Consider the following 18,912-nt stretch of genomic DNA (forward strand, 5'->3'; position numbering starts at 1 on the left):
CGACTTACACGTCGAAGAACACGGTTTCCGCGTCCCCCTGCATGTGAATGTCGATCCGGTATTCAACCCCGGTACGGGTTTCGACACGCTTGGCAATCAGCGTGTCACGGCGATCAGCGGGAACCGATTGCAGGATATCATCCCTGGCGTTCAATGCCGCCTCGTCATCGAAATAGAAACGGGTAAAGGCATGAACCAGCATGCCGCGCATGAACACGATGACATTGACAAACGGGGCCGTACCGTCGGCAACAACACCCGGTTTGACGGTGTCAAAGTAAAAGCGGTTCTGCGCATCCGTGCCGGTGCCACAACGGCCAAGCCCCCGGAAACCCGATGACGCAACATCAACCGGATTTTCGGCATAGTTTCCCTTGGCGTCGGCCTGCCAGATTTCGATCATCGCGTCATTGACGACATCGCCGTTGCCATCAAGAACACGGCCAGTGATGCGGATATGTTCGCCTTCCGCGTCCGGTCCGGCGATGGTCGTGTCGGCAATGTCGGTAAAGTCGTATGCATATTGCCCGGCGGTCAGGCCATAGGCGAAATACGGACCAACCGTCTGCGAGGGGGTTTCACCATATGCCATGACTTAACTCTCCATCGGGGTGGCATTGCGTCCGCGCAGGACGACGTCAAACTGATAACCAAGGGCAAAGCCTTCCTCGGTCTTCTCGATCGAGAATTTCGCAATCAGGCGTTCGCGTGCCGCGGCGTCCTCGGTACCCAGGAAAATCGGATCAAGTTCCAGCAACGGATCGCCGGGAAAATACATCTGGGTCACAAGGCGCGTGGCAAAACCCGGCCCGAACAGGGACAGATGAATATGGTTCGGACGCCATGCATTGAAATGGTTGCCCCACGGATAGGCTCCCGGCTTGATCGTATAGAAAACATAATTGCCGTTGGCATCCGTCATGCACCGGCCCGACCCGCGAAAATTCGGGTCAAGCGGCGCATCATGCTGATCCACCTTATGCACATAACGCCCGGCTGCATTGGCCTGCCAGACTTCCACAAGAATATCGGGCTGCGGGCGGCCATCGGTATCCATGACCTTGCCATGCACCACAATGCGTTCGCCCAGCGGTTCGCCATTGGTGATACCGTTTTTCGTCAGATCGAAATCAAGCTTGCGAACTGATGCCGGGGCAAAACGCGGGCCAGTGCCCTCGGTCAGACCGGATTTGATGGCAAGCGGGGCGCGCGTCGGACCGCGCAGAATGGTGGATTTGTAACCGGGCGCGATAAAGGGGGCGTGGGAACCCCAGTCACGCGGTTTGAATGTGGACATGGCGTTACTCTCCCTTGGCGGCCGCATCGATCTCGGCATAGGTTTGTTTGGCAATGCGGAACGCCGTATTGGCGGTGGGAACACCGGCATAGACCGCAACATGCATCAGAACTTCACGGATATCTTCACGCGTGGCACCGGTATTAAGCGTTGCACGGATATGCATCGCCAGTTCTTCTTCATGGCCAAGCCCGGCCAGAAGCGCGATGGTCACGATGCTGCGTTCGCGCTTGGTAAACGCATCGCTGGTCCACACACCATTCCAGACATTCTCGGTGATGTAACGCTGAAAACCGGCATCGATTTCCGTGACATTCGCCGATGCACGATCCACATGGGCATCGCCCAGAACGGAACGGCGGGTTTTCATACCGACTTCATACCGGTTCTCAGACAAGGTTCTTCTCCTTGATAAATCGGTCGATCAACCGGGAAAGCAATTCCGGGGTTTCAAGGCACGGCAAATGCCCGACCCCGTTTATAAGTTCGAATTGGGCACCGGGGATCATCCCGGCCATCTCGCGCACGACATCGGGCGGTGTCGCCAGATCGTCCGATCCGCAAATACAAAGGACCGGCACCGAAATCCGGGTTGCCGCATCGCGAAGGTCCCCATCACGAAGCGCGATACAGGTTCCGACATAACCCTCCACCGTGGTGCGCACCAGCATGTCGCGATACATCGCGGTTTCAACCGGACGGTCACGGCGATATGTCGGCGACAACCACCGTTCGATGATCGCATCGCCAAGAACCTCGATACCGCCTTCCTTGATGGCATTGATGCGCGTGTTCCAGCCATCCGCATCGCCAAGTTTCGGCGCAGTATCACACAAGATCAGGCCGCGAACGCGCTCCGGCGCCAGTTCGGTGACTTTCTGCGCAATCAGTCCACCGACGGACAAACCGCAAATAATCACGTCTTTGACGCCGAGATAATCCAGAAGCCCGATCAGGTCATTGGCATGCAGGTCGATATTGTAATCCGCCCCGCCAATGCCCGATAAACCATGCCCGCGCTTGTCATAGGTTATGACGTTAAACCGGTCGGCAAAGGCCGGGGCAACATCGTTCCAGATACGCAGATCCGTACCCAGCGAATTTGAAAACACCAAAGCCGGGCCATCTTTCGGGCCGGTCTGGCAATAATGGATATGTGTCCCGTTGATCGGGGCGACTTGTAAACTCATGTCATTTCCACCCTGACTTGTTACGCCCAATCTGGCAGGCGACTTTGGTTATGTAAAATGAGGATTTGCGTTAAATGCATAACTATACAATTATATAAAACAGGAATATTTGATTTCTGGAATGGTAACCATGCTTGATCAACGCATTAAATTCCGCCATCTGACCTGCTTTCTGGAGGTCGCCCGCCAGCGCAGCGTCGTCAAGGCCGCCGACACATTATCGATCACCCAGCCAGCGGTTTCCAAAACCATCCGCGAACTTGAAGAACATCTTGACGCCCGCCTGTTTGACCGGTCCAAACGCGGCGTCACCCTGACCGATTTCGGTAAGGTGTTCCTGCGTTATGCCGGGGCCAGCGTCACCGCCCTGCGTCAGGGTGTCGACAGCATCAGTCAGGTGCGCATGCAGGGCGGGCTTTCGATCAATCTTGGCGTTCTGCCAACCGTCGCCGCCAGCGTCATGCCAAACGCCATCCGCCGGTTCAAGGCACTCAGCCCCGACACAACGGTCAAGGTCGTCGCCGGGCCAAACGTCATGCTGATGGGGCAATTGCGTGTCGGCGAACTTGATCTGGTGGTCGGTCGTCTGGCCGAACCCGATCAGATGTCGGGCCTGTCCTTCATACATCTATATTCCGAACATATCTCGCTGGTTGCGCGGCCCGGTCATCCATTGCTGGCCGATAAAAACCCGGACATTACGCGCATTCGCGAATTTACGGTTCTGGTGCCGCCCAAACAGGCGATCATTCACTCGACTGTCGACAAAATGCTGATTGCGCATGGCATCGGTGCCCTGCCCGACCGGATCGAAACCGTTTCGACATCTTTTGGCCGCGCCTTTACCCGCGAAACCGATGCGATCTGGATCATCTCGAACGGGGCTGTGGCATCCGACATTGCCGAAGGTCATCTTGTCGAACTGCCGATTGATACCAGCGATACCTTTGGCCCGGTGGGTCTGACCACCCGTATCGACAGCCCGATTCCCCCCCCGGTCGAAATCCTGATCAATGCGGTCCGCGAAGAAGCCGCCCGGCATCATGCAACCCATGCCCGCCACGATACATAATCATATGGTTATGAAAACAAGCGCCAATATCATTATACATAACCATGCGACGACCATTAGATTGATTACAAATTGGCATGGCAGCTGTGCATAAACGGCAAACATGCGAACAAAAAGAATAACAAAAACAACAAGAAAAAAACTTCAGGAAAACTTTGCAGATAAAAAACGCATCATGGCTGAGACGTTTGATGGCGTTTGGCAACGCCACGGGACGTTCAAAGGAGGAAAGAATGAAACACATCACGAAACTGCTGACAGGTGCCGCCGTTGCGACCATGGTGTCGTTTGGCGCCCACGCACAGGAAGTCACCCTGACGATCCAGCACTTCCTGGGCCCGAAAGCACCGGCACAGGCCCAGATGATCGAACCGTGGGCCAAAAAGATCGAAGAAGAATCCAACGGTCGCATCAAGTTTGAAATTTTCCCGTCCATGTCGCTGGGTGGCAACCCGCCGGAACTGTATCGTCAGGTCCGTGATGGTGTCGCCGATATCGTCTGGACCCTGCCGGGTTACACCCCGGGCGTCTTCCCGCATACCGAAGTTTTCGAACTTCCGGGTGTTCATCTGGGGGATGCACGCGCGACCAACCTCGCGATCTGGGACCTGATGGAAGACATGGCACCGGACCTTAAAGACATCCATCCGCTCGCCGTTCACGTCCATGCCGGTCAGGCCATCCACCTGACCCAGAAAGAAGTCCGCACCGTTGCCGATGTCAAAGGCCTCAAACTGCGCACACCGACCCGTACCGGTTCATGGGTGATTGAATCCTGGGGTGCAGAACCGGTTGGCATGCCGGTCCCGGCCCTGCCGCAGGCCATGTCGCTTGGCGTGGTTGACGGCGGCTTGGTTCCGTTCGAAGTCGTTCCGCCGCTGAAACTGGCTGAACTGGTTTCCTATTCCGTCGAAGGCCAGGGCGTTAATTCTCGCTTTGGTACCTCGGTCTTCCTGTTCGCCATGAACAAGGACCGTTACGAAAGCCTGCCCGACGACCTGAAAGAAATCATCGACCGTAACTCCGGCCGCGATTTTGCCGCCCAGATCGGTGATGTTTTCAACAATGTCGAAGAAGTCGGCAAGAAAATGATCAACGATGGCAAGGGTCAGGTTGTTCAACTGACCCCGGAAGAAAAAGCGACCTTTGACAATGCATCCGCATCGGTTGTTGATCGCTGGATCGAAGAAGCCAAATCGAACGGCATCGACGGTGCTGCATTGGTCGAAAAGGCCAAGGCTGCCGTTCTCGCCCATACCGAGCAGTAATCTTTCCAGATTACTGGCAAATCTGACAGGGTTACGTATCATCACGTTACGTAACCCCGTTTTCCCGCAAGATTGCCCGCGAGAATGAATGACAGATGAAACACGTGCTTAACAAGGCCGCATCATGGCTTGCCGTGGCGGGTGGTTTTTTGGCCCTGCTGATCGCGGTGGTGACCATCGTCAACGTTACCGCATTCGGCCTGGACAAACTCGCGCGCCTGTTTGGTGCGAATTTCCCGGCAATTATCGGCTACGAGGATTTCGTCAGCATGGTTGTCAGTTCGGCGGCCCTGATGTTCTTCCCCTATTGCCAGACCCGTTACGGCCATGTCGCCGTCGACGTGTTTATCAAAATGTTTCCCAACTGGTTCGCGCGCGGTGTCGATATCGTATCGGGCATCCTGATGACGCTGCTGGCCCTGTTCCTTGGCTATATGATGATCAACGGCCTGATCGAAGTCCGCAGCGACAATACCCTGTCGGCAATTCTGGGTTGGCCGATCTGGCCGTTCTATGTGCCGGGCATCGTATCGATGTTCCTGTGGGCGCTGATTGCCGCAAGCCAGATTTTCGAAAGCGAGGCCACGGCCAATGTCTGAACGCGAATTAATCGGCCTTGGCGGTCTTGTACTGCTGTTCTTTATTCTCGCACTGCGCGTTCCGGTCGGGCTTGCCATGATCGGGATCGGGATCGGCGGCAACTATGTGCTTAGCCTGTTCTTCCCCTTCCTGCGCTTTGAACCCTATCTGCAACAGTTCAAATCCCTGTTTTACGGGATTGTCTCGAACTATGAACTCTCGGTCGTGCCGTTATTCGTCCTGATGGGCTACCTCGCCAGTCAGGCCAACCTGTCGCGCGATCTGTTTCAGGGCGTCAATGCCATTCTGGGCCGGTTCCGGGGTGGCGTTGCCATGGCCGCCATCGGGGCCTGCGCCGGGTTTGGCGCGGTTTGCGGATCATCGCTTGCCACCGCCTCGACCATGGGCAAGGTCGCCCTGCCCGAATTGCGCCGCCTGAATTATTCGCCGCGCCTTGCCACCGGTACGCTGGCGGCGGGCGGGACACTTGGCATCCTGATCCCGCCGTCTGTCGCACTGGTGATTTACGCCGTCACGGTCGAGGCATCGATCATCCAGATGTTTCAGGCCGCCATCATCCCCGGCCTGATCGCGGTTGCGTTCTTTATGGGTGTGATCGCCATTCAGGTCCGCCTTAACCCAAGCCTCGCCCCGATCCCCGAACCGATGGCACCGGCGGAACGCCGCGAAGCATTGCTGCGCCTGATCCCGGTGATAGTGATTTTCGGATCAATCATTCTGGGCCTTGGGGCCGGTCTGTTCACCCCGACCCCGGCGGCCGGTGTGGGCGTGTTTGCCATTCTGGTTTACGGCGCCTATATGCGCCTGCGCGGCAAGGGTGGCCTGACATTTTCCGGCCTGAAACAGTCGCTGCGCGATACGGCTGTCACCACCTCGATGATCTTCTTCATCCTGCTGGGGGCCGAAATCCTTAAAGGTTTCTTCAGCCGTGCCAACCTTCCGGCCTATATGGCCGAGGCCGCCGCCACCAGCGGCCTTGATCCCTGGCTGATCATGGTTCTGATGCTGCTCGCCCTGATCGTTCTGGGCTGCTTCATGGAAAGCCTGTCGATGATCGTTGTGATCATCCCGTTCTTCTGGCCGGCCCTGGTCGATATCAATGGCGGTGACTGGGCAACGGCGGCAACCGCGGCCTATGGCATGGGGGCCGAAGACCTCAAAATCTGGTTCGGTATCCTTGCCCTGATTGTCGTGGAACTGGGGCTGATAACGCCCCCGGTGGGGCTGAATGTGTTCATCATCAACGCCCTTGCCGATGGCGTCCCCATGAGCCAGACCTTCCGCGGCGTCATGCCCTTCTTTGCCGCCGAGATCGTCCGCATCATGTTGCTGATCTTTGTCCCGGTGCTGACATTGTTTGTGCCAACATTCCTCGGCGGTTAGCAACGCGCATCATAAGCTTGCGAAAAGCCCGCCCGCTGTGGCGGGCTTTTCTTTTGGTCAAACCCGAAAACCGCTAGACTATCCCAAAGCAAACAGCAAAACATGATCATGGTCGCAACCCGAAACAGCATTCCGGTCTATAAACTTTACGGCGAAACCGGCGATACCGTCCCCGGAACCGCCGAACAGATTGCCATTTCCGAACCGGAATTCTTCCATCTCGAAAGCATCCCGTCGCGCTCCAAACTGCATGACCTGCACATTCAGCCGCACCGTCACGCCAATCTGTTTCAATTGCTTTACATCACGCACGGCCACGCCGGGATCGAATTTGACGACCGGCAATTCACCATGCAGGTCGGCCATCTGCTGACCCTGCCGCCCGGCACCGTGCACGGCTTTCGCTTCAGCCCCGATATCGACGGCTGGGTCATTTCACTGACCGACTATCATTTGCAGGAAATTCTGGCCCCTGCCCCGAAATTGCTTGCACGCCTTGACCGACCACTTTGCGTTGATGCATCGGCAACCGCCGATCAGCCAAGCCCGACCGATTTCCTGATCCGTCAACTGGTCGCGGAATATTTCGGACATAATACCGGGCGGTTATATGCCCTGCGCAATATATTGGGGTTGCTGTTGCTCGGCATCGGGCGCGATGCACCCTCGGGTGATCCGGCACGGCTAAGCCGCAAGGAACAGAAAACCGCCAAGTTCCGCAAATTCCAATCCCTGATCGAAACCTTCTACAAACAGCACAAGCCGCTGGAATTCTACGCCCGCGAAATCGGCATCACCACCACACAGCTCAACCGCATCGCCAAGGACATCTATGGCATGACCGCCATCGAAGTCCTCCATCACCGCCTGATCCTTGAGGCCAAACGCACCCTGATCTATACCGACATCGCGGTTCAGCAGATCGCCGATGAACTGGGCTTTCGCGATGCCGGATATTTTTCGCGCTTTTTCGCCAAAAAGGCCGCGATGTCACCGGTTCAGTTCCGGCAGGATCACCGGTAACTCCGGCCAAATCCGGGACCGGTCAAAGCCAGCCACCCGTGCCGCTCAGATGCTTGGGCAAATCACCAAGCGGCACATTGGTCAGGTCCTTGACGATTTCACCATCAAGTGCCTCGGCCAATGGCTTGGGCATTTTGGTGCGGACCTCACCCATCACCTTGGGCGGCGCAATGACGATCAGATTGTCAAACCTGCCCTGCTTGCACTCATCGGCAAGATATCTGACGACATCATCGACAAATTCCTTCTGGGCATGTTCATGCGGATCGGATGCCGGGGGCATGGCGTGGCGTTGCTGATTACCTGCCGGATTGGCAAAACCGCGTCCCGGTTTGTCGCTGGCGATTTCCTGACTGGACCGATTGTCGGCCCGCATTTCCTCGACCGTTTCCAGATGACGGCCTTCGGCATCGCGCGTAACCGCAATCACATGCGCCTTGCCACCGTCGGCCACGAGAATCCACTGGTTCTTATGCATTTCAACCTGCCTTTTTGTTGGGACTGTCCCCGGAACGTTACGGGGACAGCTTTGGTTCCATATCAAGGCAGATCAAACAGTCCGAAATCGATTATCGCCAGCCCAGCAACCAGCGATCCAACCGCCCAAGCAACCACGAAACACACAACCCCAAAAGCGACAGAACCACCACACCGGCAATAAGCTGATCAGTCTGATACAGGTTCCCCGCCGCCAGGATCAGTGCGCCAATCCCGTATTGCGCCCCGATCATCTCTGCCGCAATCAGAAGGATGATCGCGATCGAGGATGAAATACGGAACCCCGACAGGATGGTCGGCAAGGCACCGGGCAGGATGATCTTGCGGATCACCGACCACATCGGCAGATCAAAGCTTTGCCCCATGCGGATCAGGTTGCGCTGCACATTATCCACCCCGCCAAAGGTATTGATCACGGTCGGGAAGAACACGCCAAAGGCAATGGTGGCAAATTTCGATGGTTCACCAATGCCAAACCAGATGATGAAAAGCGGCAAAAGCGCAATCTTCGGGATCGGGAAAAGGGCCGATACAAACGCCACACCGGGCGAGCGCGCCCAGCTGAACATCCCGACCAGAAAACCGACAAAAAGCCCTGCCACCGTCCCCATGATCCAGCCGCCAACAAGCCGCTGCAACGACGCGCCAAGATGCAGCCAAAGATCACCCGTGACGATCAATTGCCAAAGCGCCTTGGCCACCGCAACCGGGCTTGGCATCGCAAGTTCGCTGATCACACCCGTGCTTGATCCCAATTGCCAAAGCGCAATCACGGCAACAAAAAAGCCCCACGCTGCAACCGGATTGGCCTTCGGGTTAAAGCCCGTGGCACGAAACCGCACATGACTTGCCGGCGATGCCGTGCTTTGCGGGGCGGGCCGGACTTCGCTGATATCATGCGACATTTTCAAGCTCCTTATCGGCCGCAATCGCCTCATCCCGGATCAGGTTCCAAAGGGCCTGCTCATGCGCGATCAGTTCCGGCATGCCTTCGCGCCGCTCTGCTATCGGAATATCGATTGTATGGATTTCCTTGATCGTGCCGGGGCGACGGCGCAATGCCACCACCCGGTTGGCCAGCCGCACCGCTTCGTTCAGGTTATGCGTCACATAAACCGCCGTCATGCCGGTCCGCGCAAATAACGCGGCAAATTCATCAAGCAGCAAAATCCGCGTCTGCGCGTCAAGCGCCGATAACGGCTCGTCCATCAACAAAACCGCCGGGCGGACCGCCAATGCCCGCGCAATCCCGACCCGCTGCTTCATCCCGCCCGAAAGCTGTTTGGGATACGCATCGCGGAAATCCGATAAATTGGTCTGCGCCAGAACCTCCGCCACCCGCGCCTCAAGGTCCGCCTTGGATAATCCATGATCTTCAAGCACAAGGCTGATATTGCCCGCCACCGTCCGCCACGGCAAAAGCGCGAAATCCTGAAACACATAAGTCAGCGGGTTAAGGCACCCTTCCGGCGTCGCCTTGTCACAAATCAGAATCTCGCCGCGTGTCGGGGCCAGCAACCCGCCAATAATCGACAATAATGTCGATTTGCCGCAGCCCGACGGCCCGATCAGGGCGACGACCTCGCCCGGTTCGATCCCGAAATCGATATCGCGCAGCGCCTCGACCTGATCATATGAATGGCAAATGCCCTTGATTTGCAGCCGCATGGCACAATCCGTTTATCTGAAATCTAAAAATGAAACGACCGGGCCAGTCTACACCGGCCCGGTCGGGAAAATATCGGCTTACTCGGTCAAGGCCGGGATAAAGCTGGTATCGATGAATTTCGCCGGATCGGCATCAGCCGAAACAAAGCCGCGATCCTGATACCATTTGACCTGCGCCTTCACATCGGCAACGTCAAGCTTGGCTTCTTCGGTGATGAACATCGCGCCATCACGAATTTTCGGATAGGCCTTGTCCGCCGGATCGTTGGCATAGACATATTTATGCACGATCTCCAAAATCTCCTGCGTGGTGTCGCTTTCAACAAGCTTGCCATCCGCATCCGTCGCCAGAAGGGCCGCACGGTAATCCGCCACACCCTTCTGATAGGCGCGCACGAACTTTTCGACCATCTCGCGGTTTTCTTCGACATTCTCGGTCGATGTAAACAGGCCACCGACCTGATAAGGCACGTAATCCTTCACCCAGCCGATAATATGTGCCGCCCCCGCATTGGCCAGCGGCTTTGCGATATGCGGCACGATGATCATGCTGTCGACCTGCCCGCTTTTAAGCGCGCCAATCATGTTGGGTACGGACTGCAACGGTTTAAGCGAAACACTTTCCGGGTCAAACCCGGCCTTCTCGGCGACATTGCCAATCATGTAATGGAAGCTTGATCCGACCTGCGACAGGGCAAAGCTATGACCGGGCAATTTATCAACCGATGTCAGACCGGCATCAAACGCCGCATTGGATGCCAGAATGGCCGATCCGTCATAACCCGGATCTTCATGCAACTGCGCACCGATAACCTTAAGCGCCCCCTTGGCCGCAAGGTTAAAGAAACCGCCCGTGAACGCCGTCACGCCAAAATCGGCATCGCCCGATGCAATCGCAACCGCGACGGGCTGGGCCGCCTGAAAGATCGAAATCTCGGCATCAAGGCCCTCGTCGGCAAGGTAACCCTTTTCCTTGGCAATAAATAACGGCGCGCTTGAAACAAACGCCAGTGCGGCAATCTCGACCTTCTCATTGGCTTGTGCGGCCTGTGCGCCAAACGCCACAAGCGCGCTCGCCCCCATCGCCAGTGCGACAACCGATCCACGCGCCAGCCGCGCCGCGCCCGCCATTCCCCTCATCGAAACCATGTTTCCTCCACAGGATCATTATTTTTGAATGCGTTATAACCTTCGGAATTTTGTTAGCCGATTTATCGACAAATTGCCAATCTTTGCCGCATTTTTCCGCCAAAAGGGTCGATTTCACCCTTAATGCGCAAGTCACCCCGCCCCCTATTTCCGCCAAGGTCGAATTTGCGCGGCTCTCCCGACATTGCCGTACCACGCTCTCCCATCTTTCTAGCACCCCTCCACGGTCGTTCCCGCGAAAACGGGAACCCATCGGGCCACAACCTCCATCACCGAAATCGGAGAAACCCCGCACCGCAAACTGGATGCCCGCCTTCGCGGGCATGACGGGGATGGGTCAAGCCCCCGATACTTGCCTTGCGCAAAACAACCGTCGCCCCGCCTCTCTATCGCCACTGCCACGGTGCCTGCCCCGCCTCGCTTCCTTTACCATCGCCCGCCCCTCTACCGTCACTCCCGCGAACGCGGGAGTCCATCGTGCCACCCGCTCCCACGCCGCCGCCTGTAATCCCGCAAATTGCCATCCCCCGCCAAACCGGCTAAAACCGCCAGACATAACCCCGCACCCAAAGGCCACCAATGTCATCAAACCCGGATACCCCAGCCCCAAAACCAAACGGCAAAACCGCGATGATCATCGGCGCGGGTCCGGCGGGGCTGATGGCGGCCGAACGCCTCGCCGGGTCCGGTCATGCGGTCACGATCTATGAAGGCATGCCAAGTGCGGGGCGCAAATTCCTGATGGCGGGGAAATCGGGGCTGAACATTACCCATGCCGAAGACCTCGAAACGTTTTTGTCGCGCTATGGCACCTCACGTGCACGGCTCGAACCGCACTTACGCAAATTCGGCCCAACCGAAATACGCGACTGGTGTGCCGGGCTTGGCATCGAAACCTTTGTCGGGTCATCGGGCCGCGTTTTTCCGACCGCGATGAAGGCAAGCCCGCTTTTGCGCGCATGGCTTAGGCGTCTGGATGGCTTGGGCTGCAAAATCCATTACCGCCATTACTGGACCGGCTGGGATGAAACCGAAAATGCCGTTTTCAAAACCCCGGACGGCGAAGTGACCGCCAAGGCCGATATCACCGTTCTGGCATTGGGTGGCGGAAGCTGGAAACGGCTGGGGTCGGATGGCAAATGGATGGAAATCCTGAAATCCGCCGGGATCAGATGCAACCCGTTCAAACCGGCTAATTGCGGCTTTGACGTCGCCTGGACCGACCATCTGATCGATAAATGTGCGGGGTCGCCTGTCAAGGCCGTGACGCTGACGGTCGCAACCAAATCCGGCCCGCAAACCGTGCGCGGCGAATTCGTGATTTCCAGAACCGGGATCGAAGGCAGTGCGGTTTATGCCATCTCGGCGGCCCTTCGCGATCAATGGCTTGAAACCGGCGATGCCACCGTCACACTCGACCTGACGCCCGACCGCGACCTGGCCGACGTCACCGCGCGCCTTGCCAAACCACGCGGCAAAAACTCGCTTGGCAATCACCTGCGCAAAACGCTCGGTCTGGACGCCACCAAAACCGCCCTGATTTTCGAAACCACCCCCCGCGAAACCCTGAACGACCCCGCCAAACTCGCAAGCGCGATCAAGGCCCTCCCGCTTAAAATCACCAAACCCCGCCCGATTGACGAGGCGATCAGCACGGCGGGCGGTGTGGCATGGGAAGAACTCGACGAAAATTTCCAACTCAAAAACCGCCCCGGCACCTATTGCCTGGGCGAGATGGTCGATTGGGAAGCACCGACGGGGGGGTATTTGTTGACTGCATGCTTAATGCTAAATACTACTTATGAGGGTAATTTAATTTGAGGTAATACACATATGACACTTGTCTTCACGTGGGCCAAATATGGAGCTCTAGTCGCCGACTCTTTACTAACATCTCCCCACAGCGATCAAACTAGAAAGCACGACTTTCCATTAATTCCGCAATCATCTGCGCGACTGTCCGAGTTGGGTTTGGATGGCATATATCGTAACATGGCGACAAAAATAATGTCCCTGTCTCCAGAGCTTGTACTCGGCTGTGCAGGCACAATGATAGATTCACTGAAGCTTCACGATATTTTGCAAGATGATATGCCTGATGCAAGCGTGTCCGATGTTGAAAGTCGACTAATAAATATTGCAAAATCAAACCAGTTAGACCTTACCTGTACTGGCGTAATAGCAACCGTAGAAGGACCTATATGCTTCTGCTTTGACTTTGGAACAAAAGAATTTTTACACGGGGGCGGCTATGCTATTGGCTCCGGCAAGGAGTATTATCGGGAATTCAATGAGTCGTCACCAATATACTCCAAAAACCCATATCAAGATCTTGAAGTAGTATATTCACGTGTATCTGCACTCATGGCGAACCATTATTTCTCAAACGAGCAACTTATGGTGAACGTTGGGGGAAACTACTCAAGCAAAGTTTATAATGGTAAGACGTTTCAGGATCCGCCACCAACGCTACATTTATTCATGACTTTTGATACAGATGACGATGGAAAGATAGTCGGGTACGGAGATTACTTTTTTGTACATCAGATTCAAAAAGACACTGAATTACTGACGAGAAGAATGCTTAAATTAAGAGGTATAGACACTCCTAAAAACAATTCTGAGATTGATGTGATTGAGACAATTTCGCCATTTCTACGAAGGAAGAATGCTTTTTCCTTCGAGGAGCTAATGTCTCCGTTCACCGCTAAATTATTCCACATAAACTGCCGCGTTCTTCACAAAGGAAGAATCCTAACATCGTCTTTGAGCTATCACGAAAACCATCCGAATCTACCAATCAATGTGGTTCCTGACACATCAAACGGCCACCAAATTGACATAGACGAGCTTCTACCGGAGATAGCTGTTTTTCATGCGTTATCTCAGGTCTACAAAAAATAAAACTGTCTAAGCAATCAGGTTAGGTCGAACCTCGCCGTTGGACATGTTATTCTCCCAACGGCGAGAGCTTATGACACGCATAACCTGAGGCAAATAACGAAGCGAAGTTCAAATTTCACGGCAGTTTCTTTGATAGTGGGCGTGCACAACGTTCGATGGAACCGATTTAAGTTCCGTTCACCCCGAATGATACACCTCTAATATACCCCCGAACACTACCCCTAAGGACAGCCCCGAAAACAAGTTGACAAAATCAACCACATTTTATATTGGTTGATAAAGTCAACCATATAACCGTGCCCGCAACCGCAATATCGGGTGGCATTTTGCCCCGTTTGCCCGCTCCTCGCGCCGCCTCTTGCGACCGCACGCTTTGTTTTCGGAATGTTGCCCCACATGAAGATATCAAAAACCATCCACGCCGACGGATTGCCGCAGCCCCAGCGGTCCTTCGCCATGATCGCCGTGTTACTGACCGTCATGATGGCAGTCCTTGACGGCTCGATCATGAATGTCGCCCTGCCCGCCATAGCACAGGATCAGAATGTCAGCCCGGCGCACGCCATCTGGGTCATCACCGCCTATCAATTGGCGGTCGTTGTGGCCCTGCTGCCGTTATCCGCCCTTGGCGAAGCGATTGGCTTTCGCAAGGTCTATCTGGCCGGAATGGTGATTTTCGGCATTGCGTCCGCCCTGTGCGCCTGGTCGCCCAATATCGAATTCCTGACTTTCGCCCGCGTGCTGCAGGGTCTGGGGGGTGCGGCACTGATGAGCATCAACGCAGCCCTGATGCGCCACAGCGTCCCGCAGGCAAAGCTTGGCCGGGCCATCGGGCTGATTGCCATGGTGGTGTCGATCTCCGCCGCCGCCGGGCCGACCATCGCCTCGGCCATTCTGGCGGTCACGACATGGCACTGGCTGTTTCTGATCAATATTCCGATTTCGATCATCGCCATTATTCTTGGCACCTTCGCCCTGCCCTATACCAAACCAACCCGCACCCGGTTTGATTACATAAGCGCATTCCTGAACGTGCTGGCCTTTGGCGGGCTGATTTCGGCGCTTGGCAATGTCGGCACCCAAAGCCACCCGATGCTGATCGCGGGCCAGTTCGTGATTGCGATCACCGCCGGGTTCTTCCTTGTCCGTCGGCAGTTTTCGCGCGAACGGCCGATGCTGCCGCTTGATCTGCTGGCCCGTCCGGTCTTTGCCTGCTCCATCGGGTCATCGATTGCGGGCTTTTGCGCGCAATTCATCGCCTTTGTCGCACTCCCATTCTATTTCCATGACGTGCTGCACTATAGTGCTGTCGATACCGGCCTTCTGATGACGCCGTGGCCCGTCGCCACCGCCATCATCGCCCCCATCGCCGGGCGGCTGGCCGATAAATATTCGCCGATCCATCTGACCGGGATCGGCATGGGGATTTTTGCCATCGGCCTGTTTTCCGTCACCCTGATCCCGGCCGGAAGCCCCCATACCGCCCTTGCGATCATTGCCTGCCTGATGATCTGCGGCGTTGGTTTTGGCCTGTTCCAGTCGCCCAACAACCGCCTGATGATGACAAGCGCCCCACGGGACCGAAGCGGCGGTGCCGGCGGGATGCTGGCAACCGCCCGCCTGACCGGGCAATCGGTCGGGGCGGCATTGGCCGCAATCCTGATCGGCACGGGGGGCGCGTTTGATCTGACGGCAATCATGGGGGTTGCGGCGGGCTTTGCCCTGATATCCGCCGCCATTTGCGAGGGCCGCAAATATGCGATCCGCACCGGCATCATTGCCCCGCATGGCTATGAAGCCGACGCAAAGCCATCATAACAACCCCCGCAACACCTTGCGCCTGTGCGCGGCAGAAACATATCGATGAGTAAGCCCATGGAAACGCCAATGGAAACGCCAACGGAAACGCCAACAACCAACCCCGCAAATGCGCATGTCCCCGGCGAAACCCTTCACCGGCTTGTCCATGCCTTCAAGCGTGCCATGCGCGAAGGTTTGCAGGATGCCGATATGCCCTTGCCGATTTCGCAGATGCGCACGCTGAAATGGATCATCAAAAGCCCCGGCGTCACCGCACAGCAAATCGCCGCCCGCACCGGGCAGGACAAGGGCCGCATCACGCGGCTTGTCAAGGAACTCGAAGAAAACGGATTGATCGAACGCCGCCCCCATCCCGAAGACGGGCGAAGCCAGACCCTGCATTTGACGCCAAAGGGCGATGCGCTGATGGAAGAATACCGGGCCGTAGAAGCCAAAATCCGCACGCGCATGGCCACCGGTTTAAGCCAGAAACAAATCACGGATTTCAACGAAATTGCCAGCCTGATGGCCGACAATCTGGAATCCTGAAAACAGATAACTCCTACAGGAGCTTGGAATGAACAGACCAGCACCCCGCGATCTGACCGTCATCCGCAAAACCTATGTCACGCCCAATATGCTGCGCGTGACGCTTGGCGGTGACGGCATCGCATCCTTCCCCGACGATCAGGAAAGCGCCTATGTCAAACTGATCTTCCCGATTGACGGCGATGAAAAGGACCGCGTTCTGCGCCGGACCTATACCGTGCGACATGACCGCATCACCGATCAGGGCCGCGAGATCGATATCGATTTCGTCATGCATGGCGATGGTTCCGATGATAACGATCATGGCGGCCCGGCCTCTAACTGGGCGGTCAATTGCAAGCCCGGCGATCAGATCACCATCGGCGGCCCCGGCCCGAAAAAGCTGGTCGATATCACCGCCGACTGGTTCCTGATCGTCGGCGATATGACGGCCCTGCCCGCCATTTCGGTCAATCTGGAAATTCTGCCATCCGATGCACGCGGTTACGCCGTGATCGAAATCGCGTCCGAGGCCGATATGCAGGATTTGGCAAAGCCCGAAAACGTCACCATCGAATGGGTGATCAACCCACATCCGGGCGAAAATGCCAATGCCCTGCCCGATGTGGTGAAAAAACTGCCCTGGGCTGATGGCCGCCCGTCGGTCTGGGCCGCATGCGAATTTACCGCGATGAAAATGCTGCGCGATCATTTCCGCAATGATCGGGGCTTGGGCAAGGATGATCTTTATATCTCAAGCTATTGGAAACTTGGCCTGAACGAAGACAACCACAAGGTCATCAAGGCCAAGGATGCCGAGGCCGCATAATTCCGCCCCAAAAGATTGAAAAACACGCCACGAAACAAAACCCTGATCTTGCGCTAGATCAGGGTTTTGCTCTTTGAAACCCGCTAGATTGCAATACTGATCCAGTCTGGGGGATGGCATGCTCAACTCTTTGCGGACACTTTATCGCGACAACCCGAAAGAGGCGCATCTGGCGGCCCTTGTTCTGGCGGGCTTTCTTGCGATCTATTTTATCCCTGCTGGCACCCAACGTTTTGACAATGCCGTCCTCGAAGCCGTCCGCCTGACCAACTGGTATGCGCGCGAACATGTCATCCTGTGTCTTCTGCCCGCCTTTGTGATTGCCGGTGCGATGGCGGTTTATATCAGTCAGGGATCGGTCATGCAGTATCTTGGCCCCGATGCATCCCGGCCGATTGCCCTGGGCGTTGCCGCGATTTCGGGGACGCTTCTGGCGGTGTGTTCCTGCACGGTATTGCCCCTGTTTGGTGGCATTTACAAACGCGGGGCCGGTCTGGGCCCGGCCATTGCTTTCCTCTATTCCGGCCCGGCGATCAACATCATTGCCATTGTGGTCACGGCCAAAATTCTTGGTGCGGAAATCGGCATTGCACGCGGTGTTGGCGCAATTGCTTTTGCCATTGTGATCGGCATGATCATGCATCTGATCTATCGCCGCGAAGAAGCCGCAAGGGCCAAAACATCGGCGCGTGGCTTTGCCGCCACGGATACCGAAAAGCCGCTTGGCACCACCATCACGTTTTTCGCCCTGATGATTGCGGTTCTGGTCTTTGCCAATTGGGCGCCGGTTGAAAATTCGATCTGGATGGCGGTTTTCAACCATAAATGGCTGATTACCATTGTGCTTTCGGCCGGGCTTGCGGTGTTGCTGATCTGGCAGTTCAACTGGTCGGCAACGCATCTGCTGCTACTGGCCGGGCTGGTCATCCTTGCCGCCCTGATTGTCCCAGATGCGCCGCAACTTGCCTTTGCCATCGGGATTGGCGGCATGATGCTGATCGCACTTTCGCGCCCGAAAGACCGTGAATGGGCCGATCAAAGCTGGGATTTCACCAAACAGATCCTGCCGCTTCTGGTGATCGGGGTGTTTGTCGCGGGCCTGCTGCTGGGCCGTCCCGGCCATGACGGCCTGATCCCCGCCCGCTGGGTCAATGCAGCCGTCGGCGACAATTCCCTGAAATCGACAATCCTGGCCTCGGTCCTTGGCGCATTCATGTATTTCTCGACCCTGACCGAAGTCCCGATTGTACAGGCATTGATGGGGGCCGGAATGGGCAAAGGCCCCGCCCTTTCGCTTCTTCTGGCCGGTCCGGCCCTGTCGCTCCCCAATATGCTGGTGATCCGGACCGTCATCGGCACACAGAAAACAATGGTATATTGCGCGCTTGTGATCGTCATGGCGACGATCACCGGCTTCATCTATGGCAATTACTGGCCCGCAAACTGATCGAAAAAGGAACCCCGCCATGAAATTGAAAATTTACGGCAGCGGCTGCGCCAAATGCCAGACACTCGCCAAAAATGCCACCGCCGCCGCACAGGCGCTTGAACTGGACTATGACCTTGAAAAAATCACCGATACCAACGCCATCATTGATGCCGGTATCATGCGCACCCCGGCATTGATGGTCGATGAAAGCATTATCGTCGAAGGCAAGGTCGCCACGGCGGATGAAATCCGCCAGTTGCTTCAATCGCGCTAA

20 protein-coding genes are annotated in these 18,912 nt (G+C 56.2%); 12 read left to right on the forward strand and 8 right to left on the reverse strand.

The window, feature by feature from the left end; translation table 11 throughout:
* Positions 1-4 precede the first annotated feature (4 nt).
* The 4 genes from pcaG to pcaD are packed head-to-tail and all read right to left on the reverse strand — an operon-like array spanning position 5 to position 2,487.
* Positions 5-592 carry a protocatechuate 3,4-dioxygenase subunit alpha gene (pcaG, locus tag IT971_RS11665; protein ID WP_037991462.1) on the reverse strand — a complete coding sequence of 196 codons (588 nt, stop codon included), beginning with the start codon at positions 590-592 and terminating at the stop codon, positions 5-7.
* A 3-nt stretch (positions 593-595) separates the two neighbouring features.
* Positions 596-1,297 (reverse strand): protocatechuate 3,4-dioxygenase subunit beta, encoded by a 702-nt coding sequence (pcaH, locus tag IT971_RS11670; protein ID WP_063091866.1) that lies wholly within the window; start codon positions 1,295-1,297, stop codon positions 596-598.
* A gap of 4 nt (positions 1,298-1,301) precedes the next feature.
* Positions 1,302-1,694, reverse strand: coding sequence for a 4-carboxymuconolactone decarboxylase (gene pcaC, locus IT971_RS11675; RefSeq protein ID WP_037991466.1), 393 nt, complete (start codon positions 1,692-1,694; stop codon positions 1,302-1,304).
* Positions 1,687-2,487, reverse strand: a complete 801-nt coding sequence (gene pcaD, locus IT971_RS11680) for a 3-oxoadipate enol-lactonase (RefSeq protein ID WP_063091865.1) — start codon at positions 2,485-2,487, stop codon at positions 1,687-1,689. The genes pcaC and pcaD overlap by 8 nt, the downstream gene beginning before the upstream one ends.
* 130 nt (positions 2,488-2,617) lie before the next feature.
* Here pcaD and pcaQ point away from each other — a divergent pair, with 130 nt between their 5' ends.
* From pcaQ to IT971_RS11705, 5 genes are all read left to right on the forward strand, one after another.
* Positions 2,618-3,559: a pca operon transcription factor PcaQ gene (gene pcaQ, locus IT971_RS11685; protein WP_063092015.1), complete on the forward strand. Its 942-nt coding sequence runs from the start codon at positions 2,618-2,620 to the stop codon at positions 3,557-3,559.
* 233 nt (positions 3,560-3,792) lie between these two features.
* Positions 3,793-4,827: a TRAP transporter substrate-binding protein gene (locus IT971_RS11690; protein WP_063091864.1), complete on the forward strand. Its 1,035-nt coding sequence runs from the start codon at positions 3,793-3,795 to the stop codon at positions 4,825-4,827.
* Positions 4,828-4,922: 95 nt separating this feature from the next.
* Complete coding sequence (locus IT971_RS11695; RefSeq protein WP_007089315.1) at positions 4,923-5,426, forward strand: TRAP transporter small permease; 504 nt, start codon at positions 4,923-4,925, stop codon at positions 5,424-5,426.
* Positions 5,419-6,810 (forward strand): TRAP transporter large permease, encoded by a 1,392-nt coding sequence (locus tag IT971_RS11700; protein ID WP_063091863.1) that lies wholly within the window; start codon positions 5,419-5,421, stop codon positions 6,808-6,810. Before IT971_RS11695 ends, IT971_RS11700 begins: the two co-directional genes overlap by 8 nt.
* A gap of 102 nt (positions 6,811-6,912) precedes the next feature.
* Complete coding sequence (locus tag IT971_RS11705; RefSeq protein ID WP_063091862.1) at positions 6,913-7,833, forward strand: helix-turn-helix domain-containing protein; 921 nt, start codon at positions 6,913-6,915, stop codon at positions 7,831-7,833.
* Between the two features lie 22 nt (positions 7,834-7,855).
* Here the strand turns inward: IT971_RS11705 and IT971_RS11710 are convergent, their stop codons facing one another.
* The 4 genes from IT971_RS11710 to IT971_RS11725 all read right to left on the reverse strand — a co-directional run bounded on the left by IT971_RS11710 (position 7,856) and on the right by IT971_RS11725 (position 11,139).
* Positions 7,856-8,311, reverse strand: a complete 456-nt coding sequence (locus IT971_RS11710) for a host attachment protein (RefSeq protein ID WP_063091861.1) — start codon at positions 8,309-8,311, stop codon at positions 7,856-7,858.
* A gap of 91 nt (positions 8,312-8,402) precedes the next feature.
* Positions 8,403-9,236 carry an ABC transporter permease gene (locus IT971_RS11715; RefSeq protein WP_110252366.1) on the reverse strand — a complete coding sequence of 278 codons (834 nt, stop codon included), beginning with the start codon at positions 9,234-9,236 and terminating at the stop codon, positions 8,403-8,405.
* Entirely contained in the window at positions 9,226-9,999 is a 774-nt protein-coding gene (locus tag IT971_RS11720) for an ABC transporter ATP-binding protein (RefSeq protein WP_063091860.1), read from the reverse strand. Before IT971_RS11720 ends, IT971_RS11715 begins: the two co-directional genes overlap by 11 nt.
* A gap of 78 nt (positions 10,000-10,077) precedes the next feature.
* Entirely contained in the window at positions 10,078-11,139 is a 1,062-nt protein-coding gene (locus tag IT971_RS11725; RefSeq protein WP_231885419.1) for an ABC transporter substrate-binding protein, read from the reverse strand.
* Between the two features lie 588 nt (positions 11,140-11,727).
* On the opposite strand from IT971_RS11725, the gene IT971_RS11730 reads away from it, so the two are divergent.
* The 7 genes from IT971_RS11730 (at position 11,728) to IT971_RS11760 (ending at position 18,912) form a co-directional block, all read left to right on the forward strand.
* Positions 11,728-12,969 carry a TIGR03862 family flavoprotein gene (locus IT971_RS11730; protein WP_063091858.1) on the forward strand — a complete coding sequence of 414 codons (1,242 nt, stop codon included), beginning with the start codon at positions 11,728-11,730 and terminating at the stop codon, positions 12,967-12,969.
* A gap of 171 nt (positions 12,970-13,140) precedes the next feature.
* Positions 13,141-14,052 (forward strand): hypothetical protein, encoded by a 912-nt coding sequence (locus IT971_RS11735; protein ID WP_139190025.1) that lies wholly within the window; start codon positions 13,141-13,143, stop codon positions 14,050-14,052.
* Positions 14,053-14,448: 396 nt separating this feature from the next.
* Positions 14,449-15,870, forward strand: coding sequence for an MFS transporter (locus tag IT971_RS11740; protein ID WP_065702008.1), 1,422 nt, complete (start codon positions 14,449-14,451; stop codon positions 15,868-15,870).
* Positions 15,871-15,915: 45 nt separating this feature from the next.
* Positions 15,916-16,401 (forward strand): MarR family winged helix-turn-helix transcriptional regulator, encoded by a 486-nt coding sequence (locus IT971_RS11745; RefSeq protein WP_223305121.1) that lies wholly within the window; start codon positions 15,916-15,918, stop codon positions 16,399-16,401.
* Positions 16,402-16,429: 28 nt separating this feature from the next.
* A complete protein-coding gene (locus IT971_RS11750; RefSeq protein ID WP_063091855.1) occupies positions 16,430-17,209 on the forward strand; it encodes a siderophore-interacting protein in 780 nt (259 codons plus the stop codon).
* Positions 17,210-17,327: 118 nt separating this feature from the next.
* A complete protein-coding gene (locus IT971_RS11755) occupies positions 17,328-18,656 on the forward strand; it encodes a permease (protein ID WP_063091854.1) in 1,329 nt (442 codons plus the stop codon).
* A 19-nt stretch (positions 18,657-18,675) separates the two neighbouring features.
* On the forward strand, positions 18,676-18,912 hold the full coding sequence (locus IT971_RS11760) for a thioredoxin family protein (protein ID WP_063091853.1): 237 nt from the start codon (positions 18,676-18,678) through the stop codon (positions 18,910-18,912).

Origin of the sequence: Thalassospira sp. B30-1 (assembly GCF_015767575.1) — a bacterium.
GTDB lineage: Bacteria > Pseudomonadota > Alphaproteobacteria > Rhodospirillales > Thalassospiraceae > Thalassospira > Thalassospira xiamenensis.

Bases quoted from the DNA above. Each gene is read 5' to 3' on its own strand.
- IT971_RS11745 (WP_223305121.1), top strand. From the start codon at position 15,916: ATGAGTAAGCCCATGGAAACGCCAATGGAAACGCCAACGGAAACGCCA.
- IT971_RS11705 (WP_063091862.1), top strand. From the start codon at position 6,913: ATGATCATGGTCGCAACCCGAAACAGCATTCCGGTCTATAAACTTTAC.
- pcaG (WP_037991462.1), bottom strand. From the start codon at position 592: ATGGCATATGGTGAAACCCCCTCGCAGACGGTTGGTCCGTATTTCGCC.
- IT971_RS11740 (WP_065702008.1), top strand. From the start codon at position 14,449: ATGAAGATATCAAAAACCATCCACGCCGACGGATTGCCGCAGCCCCAG.
- IT971_RS11760 (WP_063091853.1), top strand. From the start codon at position 18,676: ATGAAATTGAAAATTTACGGCAGCGGCTGCGCCAAATGCCAGACACTC.
- pcaQ (WP_063092015.1), top strand. From the start codon at position 2,618: ATGCTTGATCAACGCATTAAATTCCGCCATCTGACCTGCTTTCTGGAG.
- pcaD (WP_063091865.1), bottom strand. From the start codon at position 2,487: ATGAGTTTACAAGTCGCCCCGATCAACGGGACACATATCCATTATTGC.
- IT971_RS11695 (WP_007089315.1), top strand. From the start codon at position 4,923: ATGAAACACGTGCTTAACAAGGCCGCATCATGGCTTGCCGTGGCGGGT.
- IT971_RS11735 (WP_139190025.1), top strand. From the start codon at position 13,141: ATGGCGACAAAAATAATGTCCCTGTCTCCAGAGCTTGTACTCGGCTGT.
- IT971_RS11750 (WP_063091855.1), top strand. From the start codon at position 16,430: ATGAACAGACCAGCACCCCGCGATCTGACCGTCATCCGCAAAACCTAT.
- IT971_RS11690 (WP_063091864.1), top strand. From the start codon at position 3,793: ATGAAACACATCACGAAACTGCTGACAGGTGCCGCCGTTGCGACCATG.
- IT971_RS11700 (WP_063091863.1), top strand. From the start codon at position 5,419: ATGTCTGAACGCGAATTAATCGGCCTTGGCGGTCTTGTACTGCTGTTC.
- IT971_RS11715 (WP_110252366.1), bottom strand. From the start codon at position 9,236: ATGTCGCATGATATCAGCGAAGTCCGGCCCGCCCCGCAAAGCACGGCA.
- IT971_RS11725 (WP_231885419.1), bottom strand. From the start codon at position 11,139: ATGAGGGGAATGGCGGGCGCGGCGCGGCTGGCGCGTGGATCGGTTGTC.
- pcaH (WP_063091866.1), bottom strand. From the start codon at position 1,297: ATGTCCACATTCAAACCGCGTGACTGGGGTTCCCACGCCCCCTTTATC.
- IT971_RS11755 (WP_063091854.1), top strand. From the start codon at position 17,328: ATGCTCAACTCTTTGCGGACACTTTATCGCGACAACCCGAAAGAGGCG.
- IT971_RS11720 (WP_063091860.1), bottom strand. From the start codon at position 9,999: ATGCGGCTGCAAATCAAGGGCATTTGCCATTCATATGATCAGGTCGAG.
- IT971_RS11730 (WP_063091858.1), top strand. From the start codon at position 11,728: ATGTCATCAAACCCGGATACCCCAGCCCCAAAACCAAACGGCAAAACC.
- IT971_RS11710 (WP_063091861.1), bottom strand. From the start codon at position 8,311: ATGCATAAGAACCAGTGGATTCTCGTGGCCGACGGTGGCAAGGCGCAT.